This is a genomic window from Sphaerisporangium siamense, from assembly GCF_014205275.1.
GTDB classification, from domain to species: domain Bacteria; phylum Actinomycetota; class Actinomycetes; order Streptosporangiales; family Streptosporangiaceae; genus Sphaerisporangium; species Sphaerisporangium siamense.
Window position 1 is genome coordinate 3,398,766 of the sequence record NZ_JACHND010000001.1, and the last position, 17,679, is coordinate 3,416,444.

At 72.7% G+C, this 17,679-nt stretch carries 16 protein-coding genes; 11 read left to right on the forward strand and 5 right to left on the reverse strand.

What is annotated here, in order from left to right:
* The first annotated feature begins 243 nt into the window (after positions 1–243).
* Entirely contained in the window at positions 244–786 is a 543-nt protein-coding gene (locus tag BJ982_RS15620; protein WP_184880756.1) for a TetR/AcrR family transcriptional regulator, read from the forward strand.
* A gap of 49 nt (positions 787–835) precedes the next feature.
* On the forward strand, positions 836–1,528 hold the full coding sequence (locus BJ982_RS15625) for a DUF2306 domain-containing protein (protein WP_184880758.1): 693 nt from the start codon (positions 836–838) through the stop codon (positions 1,526–1,528).
* Between the two features lie 36 nt (positions 1,529–1,564).
* On the opposite strand, the gene secA2 is transcribed toward BJ982_RS15625, so the two are convergent.
* From secA2 to BJ982_RS15640, 3 genes are all read right to left on the reverse strand, one after another.
* Positions 1,565–3,820, reverse strand: a complete 2,256-nt coding sequence (gene secA2 / locus BJ982_RS15630) for an accessory Sec system translocase SecA2 (RefSeq protein WP_203959162.1) — start codon at positions 3,818–3,820, stop codon at positions 1,565–1,567.
* A 57-nt stretch (positions 3,821–3,877) separates the two neighbouring features.
* A complete protein-coding gene (locus tag BJ982_RS15635) occupies positions 3,878–5,407 on the reverse strand; it encodes an MDR family MFS transporter (protein WP_184880761.1) in 1,530 nt (509 codons plus the stop codon).
* Positions 5,408–5,583: 176 nt separating this feature from the next.
* Entirely contained in the window at positions 5,584–6,465 is an 882-nt protein-coding gene (locus BJ982_RS15640; RefSeq protein WP_184880763.1) for a DMT family transporter, read from the reverse strand.
* 251 nt (positions 6,466–6,716) lie between these two features.
* On the opposite strand from BJ982_RS15640, the gene BJ982_RS15645 reads away from it, so the two are divergent.
* Positions 6,717–7,076: a VOC family protein gene (locus tag BJ982_RS15645; RefSeq protein WP_184880764.1), complete on the forward strand. Its 360-nt coding sequence runs from the start codon at positions 6,717–6,719 to the stop codon at positions 7,074–7,076.
* Between the two features lie 411 nt (positions 7,077–7,487).
* The gene (locus BJ982_RS15650) at positions 7,488–8,357 is read left to right on the forward strand and encodes a DMT family transporter (RefSeq protein ID WP_239123061.1); all 870 of its coding nucleotides are present in this window, start codon (positions 7,488–7,490) and stop codon (positions 8,355–8,357) included.
* Here BJ982_RS15650 and BJ982_RS15655 read toward each other — a convergent pair.
* Positions 8,332–9,471, reverse strand: coding sequence for an FAD-dependent monooxygenase (locus BJ982_RS15655; protein ID WP_184880768.1), 1,140 nt, complete (start codon positions 9,469–9,471; stop codon positions 8,332–8,334). The genes BJ982_RS15650 and BJ982_RS15655 overlap by 26 nt on opposite strands.
* A 70-nt stretch (positions 9,472–9,541) precedes the next feature.
* On the opposite strand from BJ982_RS15655, the gene BJ982_RS15660 reads away from it, so the two are divergent.
* The 5 genes from BJ982_RS15660 (at position 9,542) to BJ982_RS15680 (ending at position 14,740) form a co-directional block, all read left to right on the forward strand.
* Complete coding sequence (locus BJ982_RS15660; protein WP_184880770.1) at positions 9,542–10,156, forward strand: TetR/AcrR family transcriptional regulator; 615 nt, start codon at positions 9,542–9,544, stop codon at positions 10,154–10,156.
* Between the two features lie 85 nt (positions 10,157–10,241).
* Positions 10,242–11,228: a phosphotransferase family protein gene (locus tag BJ982_RS15665; protein ID WP_184880772.1), complete on the forward strand. Its 987-nt coding sequence runs from the start codon at positions 10,242–10,244 to the stop codon at positions 11,226–11,228.
* Positions 11,228–12,439 carry an acyl-CoA dehydrogenase family protein gene (locus BJ982_RS15670; protein ID WP_184880774.1) on the forward strand — a complete coding sequence of 404 codons (1,212 nt, stop codon included), beginning with the start codon at positions 11,228–11,230 and terminating at the stop codon, positions 12,437–12,439. Before BJ982_RS15665 ends, BJ982_RS15670 begins: the two co-directional genes overlap by 1 nt.
* A 28-nt stretch (positions 12,440–12,467) precedes the next feature.
* Positions 12,468–13,643 carry an acyl-CoA dehydrogenase family protein gene (locus BJ982_RS15675; RefSeq protein WP_203959153.1) on the forward strand — a complete coding sequence of 392 codons (1,176 nt, stop codon included), beginning with the start codon at positions 12,468–12,470 and terminating at the stop codon, positions 13,641–13,643.
* The gene (locus BJ982_RS15680) at positions 13,640–14,740 is read left to right on the forward strand and encodes an acyl-CoA dehydrogenase family protein (protein ID WP_184880776.1); all 1,101 of its coding nucleotides are present in this window, start codon (positions 13,640–13,642) and stop codon (positions 14,738–14,740) included. Before BJ982_RS15675 ends, BJ982_RS15680 begins: the two co-directional genes overlap by 4 nt.
* Before the next feature lie 16 nt (positions 14,741–14,756).
* On the opposite strand, the gene BJ982_RS15685 is transcribed toward BJ982_RS15680, so the two are convergent.
* Entirely contained in the window at positions 14,757–15,410 is a 654-nt protein-coding gene (locus tag BJ982_RS15685; RefSeq protein WP_184880778.1) for a TetR/AcrR family transcriptional regulator, read from the reverse strand.
* Between the two features lie 224 nt (positions 15,411–15,634).
* Here BJ982_RS15685 and BJ982_RS15690 point away from each other — a divergent pair, with 224 nt between their 5' ends.
* Positions 15,635–16,399, forward strand: a complete 765-nt coding sequence (locus BJ982_RS15690; protein ID WP_184880780.1) for a nuclease-related domain-containing protein — start codon at positions 15,635–15,637, stop codon at positions 16,397–16,399.
* Positions 16,400–16,561: 162 nt separating this feature from the next.
* Complete coding sequence (pdhA, locus tag BJ982_RS15695; RefSeq protein ID WP_184880781.1) at positions 16,562–17,653, forward strand: pyruvate dehydrogenase (acetyl-transferring) E1 component subunit alpha; 1,092 nt, start codon at positions 16,562–16,564, stop codon at positions 17,651–17,653.
* Positions 17,654–17,679 lie beyond the last annotated feature (26 nt).

The following is a 17,679-nucleotide window of genomic DNA, read 5'->3' on the forward strand; positions in this document are numbered from 1 at the left end:
CGCCGTACCGCCTGACAGGGCCGGATACGGTCATCCGCCCGCGTCCTCGGGGCCACGAACCCCGGGGGCGCGGGCTTCGGCGCCGGGCGGTCAGCTCTGGACGGCGTAGGCCCGGGTGACGGCGCGGGCCGGATCGAGATCCGGGGCGGCCGGCCGCCGGGCCACGCCGCACTGGGACCCCAGGACGGGGGCGCGCTTGGAGGGGCTTGACGGCACTTAGATAGTGACTGTTTACTATCAATTGTGGCGAACGGACGACGCCCGCGGGTGGGCGCGCAGCAGCGGCGTGAGGAGGTCCTCGCGGCCGCTCTGCAGGAGTTCAGCCACAAAGGGTTGCACGGCGGTTCGACGATGACGATCGCGCGTGCGGCCGATCTGTCGCACCCGAACCTCTTCCGGCTCTTCTCCACGAAGAAGGAACTGTTCATGGAGGTGCTCGTGCGCGCCTTCGAGATGATCGAGCGCGAGATGCTGCCCCGGGGCGCCACCGGGACGGATCCGACGAAGGCGATGGCGGACGCGTGGTGTGAGCTGATGGCTCATCGCGAGCTGATGCTCGTGCTCCTGCAGGGGTACGCGGCGAGCGACGACCCCGACATCCGTGACCTGATGCAGCGCGCGACCCAGGGAATCTTCGAGCGGGTCGAGGCGATGCCGGGCGTGGGCACGGACAAGGCGCACACCTTCGTCGCGGAGGGAACCCTCTACATGATCGCGGCGGCCATGGACCTGCCCGCTCGCGCGGCCGGCGACCCCTGGGCGGACCGTTTCCTCACCTCCGGCTGATTTTTTTTGCCGTTTTGATAGTGACCACTCACTAGCAAAGGAGTCCGACATGACCACCACGTCCCGGACCGTCCGCTCCCGCCGATGGTGGCCGCTGTGGGGCCTGATGGCCTTATCCGCGATCGGCATCGCGGGCTACGCGGTACCCCGCTATCTCACCGGGGATCCGGCCGACGTCAGCCTGCCGCTCAATCCCGAGGTCCCGCTGCACTACCTGTCCCTGGTGATGCACGCCCTCCCGGGCGGCCTGGCCCTGGTCATCGGCCCGTTCCAGTTCCTCGCCCGGCTACGCGCCGGCCGTCCCGGGCTGCACAGGATCATGGGCCGGATCTACATGATCAGCGTCCTGGCCGCCTCGGTCGCGTCGATCTTCGCCGCCACGTTCACGCTCGACGGCTTTCCGGTGCAGGTCGCGTTCTACCTGCTCGTGGCGGCCTGGCTGTACTCGCTGGTCCAGGCGTACCGCAGCATCCGCCGCGGCGACGTGCGCCTGCACCGCATCTGGATGATCCGCAACTACGCCCTGACCTTCGCCGCGGTGACCCTGCGCGTCTACCTGATGGCCGGCCTGCTGTTGCGGCCGGTCACCGGGCTGACGTTCGACGACGTGTACACCGCCAGCGCGTGGGCCTCCTTCCTGATCAACGCGGTCGTGGCCGAGTACTTCATCGTCCAGCGCACGCTCGCGCCGGCGGGCCGCCTTAGGAGCGGCGAGCCCGCCCCGGCCACCACGACCGGATGAGAGGGGCGACGAGCCGTGTGGGAGCTCGTCCGGCGGTCAGTCGTCCAGGGATCGAAGTCGCTTGGACTTCGGGGTCATCAAATTCTTCAGGGCGCGGTCGAAGGCGCTGCCGAAGGGGTTGTCCTGGACGAGGTAGGTCCAGGTGGCGGTGGGGCGTTTGAGGCCGTTGTCCAGGGCGTCGAAGCCGTCGGCGGTGATGGTGGCGCTCTCGAAGGTCTCGACCGAGCGGCGTTCGACCTCCTCCAGCAACTGCCGGTAGGCGGCGACGCCCTCGCGGTGGAACTCGTCGAGGGGCTGGAGGCGGTGGCCGAGGCCGCGCAGGTGGATGCCCTCGCGGACGTCGGACATGAAACCGAGGTGCTCGGTCCAGCCGCGGTCGAGGTGGTAGAGGACGATCTGCCGCGCGGCGTCGCGCAGGACCTGCTCGCCGGCCTGCTCGCGCAGCTCGTCCCAGCGTTCGGGGCGGGCGGCGGCGAGGGCGTCGGCGGCGGCCTCGCCGCGCAGGACCTTGTCGCGCTGTTCCAGCACCTGGGCGCGCTGCCGTTCGAGCAGGCGGGTGTAGCGCCAGGTGTTGCGGTGGATCTCCAGGTGGGCGCCCTCGGCGACGCGCTGGGCGTGGCCGACGATGTACCCGGCGCGCTTGCTGCGCACGACGCCGGTCTCGTCGTCGGCGGACGGCAGGGACTCGTGCGGCGCGTAGTGGGTGATCAGGTCGTCTTCGAGGCTCACGTAGAACACCGACCCGCCGGGGTCGCCCTGGCGTCCGGCGCGGCCGCGGAGCTGGTCGTCCAGGCGGCTGCTGGCGTGCCGGCCCGCGCCGATGACGTACAGGCCGCCGAGTTCGGCGACGCCCTCGCCGAGCCGGATGTCGGTGCCGCGCCCGGCCATCTGGGTGGACACGGTGATCGTGCCCTTCTGCCCGGCGTCGGCGATGATCGCGGCCTCTTCCGCGTCGTTCTTGGCGTTGAGGACGACGCACTCCAGGCCCTCGTGGTGCAGGTCCGCGGCGAGGCGCTCGGACTCGGAGACGTCGAGGGTGCCGATGAGGATGGGACGGCCGGTCTCGTGGACGCGGGCGATCTCTTCGACCAGGGCCATGCGCATGTCCACGACGGCGCCGAAGACGCGGTCGGGCTCGTCGACGCGGACGCAGGGACGGTTGGGCGGGATGACCGCGACCTTGAGGTTGTAGAACTCGCGGAGCTGGTCCTCCACCGCGACCGCCGTACCCGTCATGCCGCATATTTCGGGATACCGGCTGAGCAGTCCCTGAATGGTGATCGAGTCCAGCACCTCGCCGGTCTGGCTCGCCGGGAGCGCCTCCTTGGCCTCGACGGCCGCCTGCAGGCCGTCCGGCCACCGCTGCAGCGTGGCCACCCGCCCGCGCGACTGGTTGACGAGCTGGATGCGCCCGTCGCGCACGAGGTAGTCGACGTCCCGGGTGAGCAGGGCATGGGCGTGCAGGGCCAGGTTGATCTGGGTCAGGGCCTCGGGCGTCTCGTACAGGTTGATGTCGCCCATGGCCTTCTCGACCGCGTCGGTGCCCTTGGCGGTGAGGTAGACGTTGAGCCCCTGGTCGTCCACCTCGTAGTGGTAGCCGCGGGACAGGCGCCGCACCAGCTCGGCGGCCTCGGGCGCGTCGAGGCCCGGGTCGGCGGCGCCGGCGAGGACGAGCGGGACGCGCGCCTCGTCCACCAGCACCGAGTCGGCCTCGTCGATCAGCGCGACCTGCGGCTCGGGGACGATGACGTCGTCGGGGGAGGTGGCGATGCGGTCGCGCAGCACGTCGAAGCCGATCTCGCTCACCGAGGCGTAGACGACGTCCTTGGCGTAGGCGTCGCGGCGCTCGCCGGGGGTCGAGGACTGGCTGATCCAGCCGGCGGACACTCCGAGCGCCTCGTACAGCGGCCCCATCCACTCGGCGTCGCGGCGGGCGAGGTAGTCGTTGACGGAGATGACGTGGACGCGCCGGCCGCGCAGGGCGTACCCGGCGGCGGCGATCGCGCCGGAGAGGGTCTTGCCCTCACCGGTGGCCATCTCGGCCACCTGCCCGTGCAGCAGGGCCAGGGCGCCGACGAGCTGCACGTCGAACGGGCGCATGTCGATCGTGCGGCGGGCGGCCTCGCGGGCTATCGCGCAGAACTCGGCGAGATCGTCCATGCGTGGCGCGGGGAGTTCGTCGACCTCCCTGAGCCGGTCCTCATGCGTGGCGGCCTGGGTGGCCACACGCTGAAAAGGGCTGATGTTCGCGCTCCCGGGACGATCCAGGAGGTTTCTTATCAACTGCGATATCGAGGCCACATTCCCTCCAACGGCTTCCACTGTAGCGGCGTTCCCGCCGTAGATCACTCAGGTGCTGTGCGCGGCGATGTCCTGACGCGCCGGGCCCTGGCGGGTGGAGAGCGGGACCTCCTTGATGAAGAAGGCGAGGACGAGGCCGATCGCGACGATCGGCGCGACGTACAGGAAGATCGGCGGCAGCGCCTGGGCGTACGCGCGGGCGATCGCCGTGCGCACCGGCGGGGGCAGGTGCTGCACCATCTGGGGCGTGATCGCGTTGACGTCGCGCACCGGCAGTCGCGCGCCGCCGGCCGCGATGGCGTCCGACAGGCGGTTGATGAACACCGCGCCCACCAGCGAGGTGCCGAGGGACGCCCCGGTCTGCCGGAAATAGTTGACCGCCGAGGTGGCGGCGCCCACGTCGCGGTGGACGACCGAGTTCTGCACGATCAGCACGAGCGTCTGCAGGACCATGCCGAGCCCGAACCCGGCGACGAACATGTAGACGCCGTTGAGCACCATCGAGGAGCCGGCCGTCATGCGCGACAGCAGCACCAGGCCCACCACCAGCAGCGCGAGGCCGAGGATGGGGAACAGGCGGTAGCGGCCCGTGGAGGAGATGATCCGGCCGGAGCCGATCGAGGTGATCGTCATCCCGGCCACCATGGGCAGCATCAGCAGGCCGGACTGCGTGGCGCTGGCGCCGTTCACCATCTGCAGGAACGTCGGCAGGTAGGCGATCATGGCGAACATGCCGATGCCGACGAACACCGACACGGCGGCCGGCAGCGTGAACAGGTTCTCGCGGAACAGCCGCAGCGGGATGATCGGCTCCTCGGCCGCCCGCTCGGCCAGCACGAACATCGCCCCCAGCGCGACCGCGCCCACCGCGAGGCCGATGATCATGGGCGAGCCCCAGGCGTACTCCGTGCCGCCCCAGCTCGTCACGAGGACGACGCAGGTGGACGTGCCCGCGAGCAGCGCCGTCCCGAGGACGTCCAGCTTCGGCCGCACCTTGGGCTTGGGGAGCTTCAGCACGACCGCGGTGAGGGCCAGCGCCACCAGGCCGACCGGCAGGTTGACGTAGAAGCACCAGCGCCAGCTCGCGTGGTCGGTGAAGAAGCCGCCGATCAGCGGGCCGATCACCGACGACAGGCCCCAGACGGCGCCGATGATGCCCATGTACCTGCCGCGGTCGCGGGGCGGGACGAGGTCGGCCACGATCGCCTGGACGCCGATCATGAGGCCGCCCCCGCCCAGCCCTTGCAGGGCGCGGAAGATGATCAACTGGGGCATGTTCCGGGAGAGGCCGCACAGCGCCGAGGCGACCAGGAAGATCACGATGGCGGCCTGGAAGACGATCTTCCTGCCGAACAGGTCGCCGAGCTTCCCGTAGATCGGCAGGCCGATGGTCGAGGCCAGGATGTACGCCGTCACGATCCAGCCGATGTGCCGCAGGCCGTTCAGGTCGCCCACGATCGTCGGCAGCGCCGTCGAGACGATCGTCTGGTCCAGGGCGGCGAGCAGCAGGGCGACCATGAGGCCCACGAACACGAGGTTCGCCTGCCTGGGGCTGAGCCGTGACCCTTCGACGTTCATCCACGCCGCCTTTCGTCCAGGCTGGATGGCCTTCCCAGCGTATGCAGCTTAGAGACCCTCAGGTGTGGTTCACCCCCGGTTGCGCGGGAGAGCCCTCCGGGTCGCTTTCCTCTCGTGGGGGCTGCCCGGGAGGCCCCGCCGCAACCCGGGCGGCGACCGCGCCCGCGCGCGGGCACTCACCCTGCCCGCCGTGACTCGCCGAGCGCCAGGAACGCCACCGAGCCGAGCAGCACCGCCGCGCCCCCCGCCACCGCAGGGGTCAGTCGCTCGCCGAGGAGCAGGACGCCGATCGCCGTCGCCGCCGCCGGCTCCAGCAGCGCCACCACCGACGCCGTGGTGGCCCGGACGGCCGACAGGCCGGTGAAGAACAGGCCGTAGGCGACGGCCGTGGGCATCACCCCCAGGTACGCGAGCAGCGCCAGCGTCGTGGCCTGGCCCCCGCCGGGCAGCAGGCCCTCGGCCGCGGCGATCGGGGACAGCAGCAGGCCCCCGGCGGCGAACCCCCACATCGCCGTACCCCAGGAATCGCTCCCCGCCGCCCCGACGGCGCGGGGGAGCAGCGTGACGGCGGCGTAGGCGACCGCCGACAGCATCGACAGCGCCAGCCCGGCGGGCGACACCGCCGCCAGGTCGCCCGCCATCAACAGCAGCCCCGCCGGCGCGAGGACCATGCCGCCCGCCGCGGCCCGGCCGGGCCGCTCGCCCAGCCACAGCCGCGCCCCGAGCGCCACCAGCGCCGGGCTCGCGCCGAGCGTGATCACCGTGGCCATGGCGACCCCGATCTCGGCCACGGCCCCGAAGTAGGCGGCCTGCGAGACGGCCAGCCCGCACCCGGCCAGCCCCACCGTGCTCCAGCGGGGCCGCGCCGCGGCGACCCGCAGTGCCCGCGCCGCGGCGAACATCACCGCGGCCCCGAACACGAACCGCCAGAACGACACCGCGACCGGCCCGAGGCCGCTGACCTGATAGAGGACGGCCGCCGCCGGCCCGCCCGTGCCCCAGATGACGGCGGCGACGGTGACGTACAGCAGACCCCGCGGTACGGAGACATGCGTCATGAAGGTCTCTCCAAGGAAGTGGTTGGAAATGTCCCGCGAAAGCAGGCAGCAACCACCCACCGAGCCGCGCAGAGCCCGGTTGTCCGGAGAGGAACCGCCCGCTAGCGGGCGGTCGGGGGAGAGACGATCAGAGTCGGACGCATGGCGGCAGGGTAACCACCCGCCCGCCCCCGGGCCATCGGTTATCGCGCCGGAAGAACTCGTTCCTTACCTGACGGCGGCTGACAGGTATGGGGGGCAGGATGGGCGCCATGACAACGAAAGCACAGTTCGTCGCGGTGACGCTCGACTGCGCCGAGCCCAAGAGGCTGGCGGACTTCTACGCGAAGATCACCGGATATGAGAGCCAGTACGCGGACGAGAACTACGCGTACATCGGGGACGGGACGCACGCGATCGGGTTCCAGCGGGTCGATGAGCGGGTGCCCGCCTCGTGGCCGGGGCCGGCGAAGCAGTTCCACCTGGACTTCCGGGTGCCGGACGTCGACAAGGCCGTGCGCGAGTACGTGGAGCTCGGGGCCGTCAAGCCCGAGTTCCAGCCGGGGGACGGCTGGGTCGTCCTCGCCGACCCCGAGGGACACCTGTTCTGCGTCTGCCCCGAACGCTCCTGATCTCCTGGTGCCACCCGCGCACGGGCGGACGTGTGCACCGTGAGGTGGGCGTCGGCGGCGGCGCTGCCGGTCGCACCGCGTACGGGTGGACGCGTGGACCGTGGGGTGGAAGTCGGCGGCACTGCCGGTCGCACCGCGTACGGGCGGATATGCGTGGAGCTCCGCCGGGACACGGGGCCCGGGCGGAGGCGCCGTCCACGTCGTCGCCGAGCGTGCCCGTGCGGGGGCTGGGGGTCGCGTCGCGCGCCGCCTCACCGATCCGGTGGGGTTCCATGACCGTCATCGCGATTGGGGAACGAGGTACCCGGTTTGTCCCTAAGCTGACGGGGTGCTCCCTGTGATGCCCTCCAAGACCCCCAGCCCCGTCCGTTCGGAACCCGTCGCGGGCGGTCGCCCGTGATGTGGCTGGGCGTGTCGATCGCGCTGGTCGGCGCGCTCGGGTACGCCGGAGGCGCGGCGATCCAGCAGTACGAGGCGGTCCGGGGTGGCGCCACGTTCAAGCTGGTCAGGCGGCCGCGGTGGTGGATCGGCGGGGCCATCGGCTTCGCCGGCGCCTCCCTGCACGCGCTGGCCCTCAGCTTCGCCCCGCTGGTGCTGGTGCAGCCGGTCAGCGTGACGACGCTGGTCTTCGCCGTCCCGCTCGCCGCGGTGCTGCACGGCAGGCGTCCGCACCGGGCGGAGATCCTCGGCTCGATCGCCGTGTCCGCCGGGCTCCTCGGCATCATGCTGCTCGTCCCGCAGAGCCATACCCGCCCCGAGCTGTCCACGCGGGGCGCGCTGTGGTTCCTGGCGTGCATCGGCGTCGTCGTGGCCCTGTGCGAGCTGTTCGCGCGGCGTCGGGCGCGGGGCACCACCGCCAAGGCGCTGGTCACCGCGATCGGCGCCGGGGCCGTGACGGCGGCGGTGTCCACGTTCGTCCGGGTCGTCGGCGGCGGCCTCGACGGTGACCTCTCCCGTCTGTTCCACTGGTTCACGCTGGTGATCCCGGTGCTGCTGGTCGTCGCCGTCATCCTGCTGCAGAAGTCGTACGCGGTCGGGCACTTCAGCGTCGCGTACGCGGGCGTGCAGGTCATCGACCCGGTCACGTCCGTGCTGGCGGGCGTGATCCTGCTCGGCGAGCCGGTGCCGACCGACCCGGCGAGCATCATCCCCGCCCTGATCTCCGCCGCGGTGCTGATCGGCGGCACGATCACGCTCGGGCGTCTCAGCCCCGACCCGTCCACCCTCCCGTGTCACGTGGAGGCGCCCGTGCCCGTCACGACGCGGGCGGCCGCCAGGTGAACACGTCCTCGAACTGACGCAGGCTCGCGTCCCCGGCGAGGCGGCCGGCCAGCGCCATCGCGGCGTCGCGGGCGCGGACGGCGAGCGGGTTCGACCACTTGGTGAGACGGCAGAGCGTCCAGGACCTGCGCATGACGCCCGCCGCGCGGGCCAGCCGGGCGGCGGTGTAGGGCGCGAGGTCCACGGGCGCCGCGCCGACGGCGACGTGGGCGAGCACCACGGCGTCCTCGATCGCCTGGCAGGCGCCCTGGCCCATGTTGGGGGTCATGGCGTGCGCCGCGTCGCCGAGCAGCGCCACCCGTCCGGCGTGGAAGGCCGGGGGAGGAGAGGGCAGGGCGAAGACGTCGTGTTCGAGGATCTCGTCCTCCCGCGCCGCGGCCAGCAGCCGGGGGATCGGGTCGTGCCAGCCGGAGAACAGGGCGGTCAGCCGCCGCTTCCGGCCCGGCACGCCGGCCGCCCGGCCCGCCGGGGCGGTGGCGTAGCAGTACACCAGGCCGTCGGCCAGCGGCATGACGCCGAAGACCTGGCCGCGCCCCCACGTCTCGCTGCTCCGCAGGTCCCCCTCGGGCCTCGGCACGACGACGCGCCAGCTCGTCACGCCCGAATGGACCGGGGCCGGGTGTGAGGGGAACAGGGCGCGGCGGACCGCCGAGTTGATGCCGTCGGCGGCCACGATCAGGTCGGCGTCCAGCTCCCCGTCGCCGGTGACGACCCGGCCGGTGCGCGGGTCCGCGGCCTGGACGGCCGTGCCGAGGCGCAGGGCGCCCGCGGGGAGCCTGCTCGCCAGCAGGTCCACGAGCGTGGCGCGCAGCAGCAGCACCGTGGGGTCGCCGAAGCGGGCCGTCACGGCCTCGGCGCTCGTGCGGAGCAGCCACCGGCCGTCCGCGGCGCGCACCCCGGCCTGGCCCTGCATGGCGGCGAGCTCGCGCACCTCGTCGCCCGCGCCGATCGTGTCCAGCGCCTTGAGGGCGTTCGGCGCGACGGCGAGGCCGGACCCGACGGGTTCCAGCGAGGCCGCCCGCTCACAGACCGTGACGTCCCATCCCTTGAGGGACAGGGCCACGGCGGCGGTGAGCCCGCCGATCCCTCCGCCGATGACGACCGCGTGGGACATCGCCGCCTCCTTGACTACATCTGTAGTAACTACGGATGTAGTGATGCTACTACAGCTGTAGTCTGGGGCCATGCGCAGGGAGGAAGTCGTCGCGGACGCGGCCATCACGCTGCTGGTCGAAAGGGGAATGCGCGGGCTCACCCACCGCGCGGTGGACGAACAGGCCGGGCTGCCCCTCGGCTCCACGTCCAACCTGGCCCGCACCCGCGCGGCCCTGCTCGCCCTCACCCTCGCCCGTCTCACGGAGCTGGAGGAACGCCAGTTCGCCCCGCTTTCCCCCGGGACGGCCCAGGCGATCCCTCTGCCCGACGGCCCCCACCAGCTCGCCGACCTGGCCGCCCGCGTCCTCCACGCCCAGCTCACCGAGGGCCGCCGCACCACGCTGGCCCGCTACGAACTGGCCCTGGAGGCCACCCGCCGCCCCGAACTGCGCGAGGTGTACGACAAGGCGGGCACCCGCTTCCGCGACCTGGCCGTCGCCGTCCTCACCGCCGCCGGCTCCCCGGACGCGGCGCGCCAGGGGCACCGTCTCGTCGCCTACGCCGAGGGCCTCCTCTTCGACGCGATCGCCGGCGCCGGGACGACCCCCGGCCTCGACGACCTCCGCACGGCGATGCGCGAGATCCTCCACGGCATGCTGAACTCCCAGGGCATGCCGCCCGAACCTCTCCAGCGGCACGCGTGAGAGCGTGCCGAAGGTCGTGCGGTAGGTACTGACAGGCGTACCGGCCGGTCGGTACACTCCGGGCGTCGGACAAGTAGGGAGCGCTATGCCCGCGAACATCGGGACGAGCCCGCCGGGGCTGCACCTCGGACGTCTGGGGGAGCGGCTCGCCGCGCACGGACTGGCCGCGGGGCCGCTCACGGCGGAGGTCATTCACGGCGGGAAGTCCAACCTGACCTACCTCGTGCGCGACGGGGACCGCGGCTACGTCGTGCGCAGGCCGCCCCTCGGGCACGTGCTCGCCACGGCGCACGACATGGGCCGCGAGTTCCGCGTGATGACGGCGCTGCGCGACACCGGCGTGCCGGTCCCGCGCACCTACCACCTCTGCGAGGACCCGGACGTCATCGGCGCCCCGTTCTACGTGATGGAGTACGTCGAGGGCGACCGTCCCCCGGCCACGCCCGCGATCGACGCGGAGCTGGTGGCCGTCCTGGCCCGCCTGCACGAGGTGGATCCCGGGGCCGTCGGACTGGACGGGTTCGGCCGCCCCGAGGGCTTCCTGGAGCGCCAGGTGCGCCGGTGGAAGCGCCAGCTCGACGCCTCCCGCGGCCGTGACCTGCCGGGCATGGACGCCCTGCACGACCGGCTGGCCGGCACGGTGCCCGTCACCCAGCGGCACGCGATCGTGCACGGCGACTTCAAGCTCGGCAACACCATCATCTCCGCCGGCAGGGTCCGCGCCGTCCTGGACTGGGAGATGTCCACCCTCGGCGACCCCCTGACCGACCTGGCCCTGTTCCTGCTGTACGCCGAGTTCGAGGCCCTGGACATGGGCGAGGCGGCGCGGGCGGGCGAGCACATGCCCGGCGCCGAACTGGCCCGCCGGTACGCGCACGGCACCGGCCTGGACCTGTCGCGCCTCGGCTGGTACGTCGCCCTGGCCTGCTTCAAGCTCGCGGTGATCGCCGAGGGCATCCACGTCCGCCACGCGCGCGGTCTCACGGTCGGGGACGGCTTCGACGGGATCGGCGGGCACGTCGCCCCGCTGGTGTCCCACGGGCTGCGCGCGCTGGAGTCCGGGGAGGGCTGATGGATTTCGTGTTCGACGCCACCACCGAGGAGCTGCGCGCGCGGCTGACCGCCTTCATGGACGAGTGCGTGTACCCGGCGGAGGAGGAGTTCGAGCGGCAGTCCGCCGAGAGCGGCTGGAGCCCCCCGCCGCTGCTGGAGGACCTCAAGGAGGAGGCCCGCCGGCGCGGCCTGTGGAACCTGTTCCTGCCGGGCGAGCACGGCGCGGGCCTGACCAACCTGCAGTACGCCCCGCTGGCCGAGATCATGGGCCGCAGCCCGCGCATCGCCCCCGCCGCCACCAACTGCGCCGCCCCCGACACCGGCAACATGGAGCTGCTCGCGATGTTCGGCGCCGAGTGGCAGCGCAGGACCTGGCTGGAGCCGCTGCTGAGCGGTGAGATCCGCTCGGCGTTCGCGATGACCGAGCCGGACGTCGCCTCCTCCGACGCCACCAACATCGCCACCTCCATCGTCCGCGACGGCGACGAGTACGTGATCAACGGGCGCAAGTGGTTCGCCTCCGGGGCCATGAACCCGCGCTGCGCGATCTTCATCGTCATGGGCAGGACCTCCGAGGACGGCTCGCCGCACCGCAGGCAGAGCATGGTGCTGGTGCCGCGCGACACCCCCGGCCTGACCGTCCGGCGCGGCATGCGCGTGTTCGGGTACACCGACGCCGACCACGGCGGGCACGCCGAGCTGCTGTTCGAGGACGTCCGCGTCCCGGCCGGCAACCTGATCGGCGAGGAGGGCGGCGGCTTCGCCATAGCCCAGGCCAGGCTCGGCCCCGGGCGGATCCACCACTGCATGCGGCTCATCGGCATGGCCGAGCGCGCGGTCGAGCTGACGTGCGCGCGTGCCCTGCGGCGGACGACGTTCGGCACGCCGCTGGCCCGGCAGGGCGTCGTCCAGGACTGGATCGCCGAGGCCAGGGTCAGGATCGAGCAGCTGCGCCTGCTGGTGCTGAAGACGGCGTGGCTGATGGACACGGCCGGCAACCGCGGCGCGCACACCGAGATCCAGGCCATCAAGATCGCCACTCCGCGCGAGGTGGAGTGGATCCTCGACAAGGCCGTCCAGGTGCACGGCGCCGGCGGCGTCAGCCAGGACTTCCCGCTGGCCGGGCTGTGGGCGGCGGCCCGTTCGCTGCGGCTGGCCGACGGGCCGGACGAGGTGCACAAGCGGTCGCTCGCCTACCGCGAGCTGAAGAAGCACATGCCCGCCGAGTGAGGTCCCCGAGCGATTGGAAGGGATTCCCGTGACACTGGATGAGGCGGGCCTCGCCGCGCGGGCCCGCGCGTTCCTCGCGGAGCACGACCCGGAAAGCATGACCCCCGTGGAGTTCCTGAGGGCGCGCTTCGACGCGGGCATGGCCTGGGTCCACTTCCCCGAGGGCCTCGGCGGGCTCGGCGCGCCCCGTGGCGCGCAGGCCGTCGTCGACCGCGAGCTCGCCGGGACCCCGCAGCACGACGTGGGACGGCTGGCCATCGGCCTCGGCATGGCCGCGCCCACGATCCTCGCCTTCGGCACCGGCGAACAGCGCGAGCGTTTCCTGCGCCCGCTGTGGACGGGCGAGGAGATCTGGTGCCAGCTCTTCAGCGAGCCCGGCGCCGGATCCGACCTCGCCACCCTGGCCACCCGCGCGGTACGCGACGGGGACGAATGGGTGGTGGACGGGCAGAAGGTGTGGACGTCGTCCGCCCACCACGCCCGCTGGGCCCTCCTCGTGGCCCGCACCGACCCCGACGTGCCCAAACACCGGGGCCTCACCTACTTCGTGTGCGACATGCGGGCGCCGGGCGTCGAGGTGCGCCCGTTGCGCCAGATCACCGGCGAGGCCGAGTTCAACGAGGTCTTCCTCACCGGGGTGCGGCTCCCGGACTCGCTGCGGCTGGGCGAGGCCGGCGACGGCTGGCGGGTCGCGCAGGCGACGCTGATGAACGAACGCGTGGCGATCAGCGGGTCGGCGGGACGCGGCGGCGGCGTCATGGGCGCGATCCTCGACGCCTGGCGGGCACGCCCCGAGCTGCGCACCCACGACCTGCACCGGCGCCTGCTCGGCCTGTGGGTCGAGGCGGAGGTCACCCGGCTCGCCGGGGCACGGCTGCGCGAGCAGCTCGCCGCGGGCGCCCCCGGCCCGGAGGGGTCGGGCATGAAGCTGGCCTTCGCGCGGCTCAACCAGCAGGTGTCCGGCCTGGACGTCGAGATGCGCCGCGAAGAGGGCCTGGCCTACGACGACTGGACGTTCCGGCGCTCGGAGTCGGTGGACTTCTTCGGCCGCGACGCGGGCTACCGCTACCTGCGCGCCAAGGGCAACTCGATCGAGGGCGGAACCTCGGAGATCCTGCGCACCATCATCGCCGAGCGCGTGCTCGGCCTGCCCGCGGAACCCCGCGCCGACAAGGACGTCCCCTGGAAGGACCTGCCGCGATGACGCTGCTGTACTCCGGGGTCGAGGAGGAACTGCGGGCGGCCGTCCGCGCCCTGCTGGCCGACCGGCTCCCTCCCGCCGCCGTGCTCGCCGGGGTGGAGAGCGCCCCGCCGTACGACCCCGGCCTGTGGAAGGCTCTGGCCAGGGACATCGGCACGGCCGGGCTCCTGATCCCCGAGCGGTTCGGCGGCGCGGGCGCGTCCGCGCGGGAGGCGGCCGTCGTGCTGGAGGAGCTCGGGCGCGCGGTCACGCCCGTCCCGTTCCTGACCAGCGCGGTCCTGGCGACCGGCGCCCTGCTCGGCGCGGAGTCGGAGGCGGCGGGCGGGCTTCTCGCCTCGCTCGCGGCGGGCGACACCACGGCGGCGCTCGCCGTGTCCCTCGCCACCTCCCCCTACCGGGCGCCGGACGCGCCTTGGCCCGTGACCCAGAGCCGGGGACGGCTGAGCGGCCGGGTCACCGCGGTCGCGGGCGCCGAGGCCGCCGACGTGCTGCTCGTTCCCGCCGGGACGGCGCTGTACGCGGTCGCGGCGGGGGAGGTCCGCGTCGAGCCCGTCGTGTCCCTGGACCTGACCCGGCCGATCGCCACCGTGACGCTGGAGGACGCCCCCGCCACGCCCGTCGCCGACGGCCCGGCGCCGCTGCGCGCGGCCCTGGAGCTCGGCGCGGGCCTGCTCGCCTCCGAGCAGCTCGGGGTGGCCGAATGGTGCCTGGAGACGACGCTCGCCCACGTCAGGACGCGGTACCAGTTCGCCCGCCCCATCGGCTCCTTCCAGGCGCTGAAGCACCGGCTCGCCGACCTGTGGCTGGAGATCGTGCAGGCCCGCGCCGCCGCGCGCAACGCCGCCGACGCCCTCGCCACCGCCATGGAACGCGGGACGGCGGCCGCCACGGAGGTCGCGGTCGCGCAGGCGTGGTGCGGGACGGTCGCGGTGCGCGCGGCGGAGGAGTGCGTGCAGATGCACGGCGGCCTCGGCATGACCTGGGAGCACCCCGCGCACCTGTTCCTCAAGCGCGCCAAGGCCGGCGAGATCGCGCTCGGCACGCCCGGCGACCACCGCGCCGCGCTCGCCGTCCTCGCCGACCTGCCGGGGCCCGCGTGAGGGCGGCGTAGCCCGGTCAGGCCGCGGGGGCGGGGCGCAGCGAGGCGAGCAGCAGGTCGGCGAAGTGCCGTCCGATCGCCACCGCCGACAGCGCCCCGTCGGCGTGGTACCACAGGCCCAGGTGGTGCACGGAGCCGAAGAAGAAGTCCACCACCAGGTCGGCGGGCACGTCGGCGCGGAAGACCCCGTCCCGCTGACCCTCGGCCACCAGGTCGCGGAACCGCTCGTGGTAGCGGCGGCGCTCGGCCCGCACGGCCTTGCGCGTCTCGGGCGCGAGCTGGTGCATCGACCTGAAGAAGATCTTGGAGTCGTCGAGGTTCTCGATGGTGGTCGCCACGACGTCCACGGCCGCGTCGTACACGCGCCCGGCGACCGGGCCCGGCGCGTCGGCGAACCGGTCGAGCCGCTCGGTCTGCATGCGCAGCACCCGGGCGTAGATCTCGCGCAGCAGGTCGTCCTTAGAGTCGAAGTAGTGGTACATCGCCCCCTTGGTGACCCCGGCCGCGGCCACGATCTCCTGCACCGAGGTGCTCTCGAAGCCCTTGTCGGCGAACAGGCGCGTCGCCGCGCCGAGCAGCCTGCCGCGCACCGGCTCGTCGCCCGCCGCCCTGCCGCGCGCCGTCCCGCCCGGCCCGTCGCCGGCGCCCCGCCGTACCCCGTCGCGCGCCATCTCGCAGGCCTCCCTGAACGTCCTGTCCCCCAGCGTACTGAGTGGTCGGTTAACGGGCCGTGCCAATCGCCGCACCGGGCCGCCCATAACACCCGAAGGGGGGAATCGGTCACGTCCGCGCTGTGTCGCGAGTGGGTTACTTGCGTAACCTTTGACGGTTGGAGCCCCTGGTTGGGTATCCAACAAACGTAATCCGTCTGAGCCCGAAATCGTGGGGGTTTCCGGTGCCCAATGGGTCCATCTACGTGCCGCCGGACGACAAGTTCAAATGGGGCTCGCCATCGGTGATGTACGAGCTCCGCTGGCGCGAGACCCGGTCCGAACGCCGTCGCAGGCGTCACATCATGGCCGGCGCGGGCTTCGTGCTCATCACCGCGCTCTCGTTCTACCGGTCCTTCCCGATGCCGTTCCTCATCGGGCTCCTCGGCGGCGGCGCGGTCTGGGTCGCGGACGCCGTCGTCTCCTGGCGCATGTTCGAGGCCACCGCCGTGTGGCGCGGCAAACGCAGCGGCGCCACCCGCACCGGACGGCTCCTGCGCCGCAAGCTCAGCAGAGAGGGCTACCGCGTCCTCGACGGCCGTGCCGTGCCGGGCAAAGCGTCCATCGACCACCTCGTCATCGGGCCGGGCGGCGTCTGGATCGTCGACAACGAGGCGTGGCCGCCCGACACCGACATCGCCGCCTACGGAGGCAAGCTGTTCTTCGGCGAGCGGTCCGGCGGCTCGGTCGCCAAACCCCTGGTGGAGGCGGCGGCGTCCCTGGCCGAGATCCTGTCCAAGGAGTCCGGCGTCCCCATCGAGATCACGCCGCTGCTCGTCGTCCACGGCGGGCGCGTGGTCAACGGGGTGGTCGGCGCCGAAGGGCTCACACTGTTCCGCCCGCGCAGGGCCGCCAAGTGGATCCTCGGGGACGCGCACGCCGAGCTCACCGAGGAACAGGTCGAGGTGCTCGCCCGCACCGCCGCGCGCATCCTGCGCCGCATGCTCTGAGCGCACGAGAAGGGGTGTCGACGCCGGCACTCCGCCAGACCTGGCTATATTTGTGCCCGGCGATCACCGTCGCCGCCCTCCTCTCCCCGCCGTGCTTCGCTCGGTCACCCCCTGCGGCGACGCACACGCCGGGACCGATGAGTGAAAGGCAGGCACGCTCACATGGAGTCGACCACCCCGGGCACGCAGGCCACCTCCGACTACGTCCAGCTCCTGGCCCCCGACGGCACCCTCGGCGAGCACCCGGACTACCCGTTGGACCTGACCCCGGCCGAGATCACCGCCCTGTACCGCGATCTCGTCCTCGTCCGCCGCTTCGACCAGGAGGCCGTCGCCCTGCAACGCCAGGGCGAACTCGGCCTGTGGGCCTCGTGCCTCGGCCAGGAGGCCGCGCAGATCGGCTCAGGTCGTGCCCTGACCGACGCCGACATGGCGTTCCCCACCTACCGCGAGCACGGCGTGGCCTGGTGCCGCGGCGTGGACCCCGTCGACCTGCTCGGCATGTTCCGCGGCGTCAACCACGGCGGCTGGGACCCCGCCGACCACAACTTCCACCTCTACACGATCGTCATCGGCAGCCAGACCCTCCACGGCGTCGGGTACGCCATGGGCGTCCAGCGCGACGAGGCCGAGGCCGCCGTCCTGGCCTACCTCGGGGACGGCGCCACCTCCCAGGGCGACGTGAACGAGGCGTTCGTCTGGGCGGGCGCGTTCAACGCGCCGGTGGTGTTCTTCTGCCAGAACAACCAGTGGGCGATCTCCGCGCCGATGGAGCGGCAGTCGCGCATCCCCCTGCACCGCCGCGCGGACGGCTTCGGCTTCCCCGGAATCCGGGTGGACGGCAACGACGTGTTCGCCTGCCTCGCCGTCACGCGCAAGGCCCTGGCCGACGCGCGCGCCGGCGGCGGCCCGACGTTGATCGAGGCGTACACCTACCGGATGGGCGCGCACACCACCTCCGACGACCCGACGCGCTACCGCCTGCGCGAGGAGCTGGAGATCTGGAAGTCCCGCGACCCGATCGCGCGCGTGCGGGCCCACATCACCGCGGGCGGGATGGCCGACGACCAGTTCTTCCGCGAGGTCGACGCCGAGGCCGACGAGCTCGGCAGGCACGTGCGCAAGCGCTGCCTGGAGATGCCCGACCCCGACCCGATGGCCATGTTCGAGCACGTCTACGTCGACCACAACCGCCTCGTCGAGGAGGAACGGCGCCAGTACGCCGCCTACCTGGAAAGCTTCGGCGAAGCCTGACCCCGAGGGCCCGGCGTCCCACGCGG

What these genes read in the sequence shown, in the direction of transcription:
- BJ982_RS15660 (WP_184880770.1), top strand. Translation starts at nt 9,542, where the DNA reads ATGCGCAGGGAGGAAGTCGTCGCGGACGCGGCCATCACGCTGCTGGTC.
- BJ982_RS15670 (WP_184880774.1), top strand. Translation starts at nt 11,228, where the DNA reads ATGGATTTCGTGTTCGACGCCACCACCGAGGAGCTGCGCGCGCGGCTG.
- BJ982_RS15665 (WP_184880772.1), top strand. Translation starts at nt 10,242, where the DNA reads ATGCCCGCGAACATCGGGACGAGCCCGCCGGGGCTGCACCTCGGACGT.
- BJ982_RS15645 (WP_184880764.1), top strand. Translation starts at nt 6,717, where the DNA reads ATGACAACGAAAGCACAGTTCGTCGCGGTGACGCTCGACTGCGCCGAG.
- pdhA (WP_184880781.1), top strand. Translation starts at nt 16,562, where the DNA reads ATGGAGTCGACCACCCCGGGCACGCAGGCCACCTCCGACTACGTCCAG.
- BJ982_RS15635 (WP_184880761.1), bottom strand. Translation starts at nt 5,407, where the DNA reads ATGAACGTCGAAGGGTCACGGCTCAGCCCCAGGCAGGCGAACCTCGTG.
- BJ982_RS15640 (WP_184880763.1), bottom strand. Translation starts at nt 6,465, where the DNA reads ATGACGCATGTCTCCGTACCGCGGGGTCTGCTGTACGTCACCGTCGCC.
- BJ982_RS15685 (WP_184880778.1), bottom strand. Translation starts at nt 15,410, where the DNA reads ATGGCGCGCGACGGGGTACGGCGGGGCGCCGGCGACGGGCCGGGCGGG.
- BJ982_RS15655 (WP_184880768.1), bottom strand. Translation starts at nt 9,471, where the DNA reads ATGTCCCACGCGGTCGTCATCGGCGGAGGGATCGGCGGGCTCACCGCC.
- BJ982_RS15625 (WP_184880758.1), top strand. Translation starts at nt 836, where the DNA reads ATGACCACCACGTCCCGGACCGTCCGCTCCCGCCGATGGTGGCCGCTG.
- BJ982_RS15680 (WP_184880776.1), top strand. Translation starts at nt 13,640, where the DNA reads ATGACGCTGCTGTACTCCGGGGTCGAGGAGGAACTGCGGGCGGCCGTC.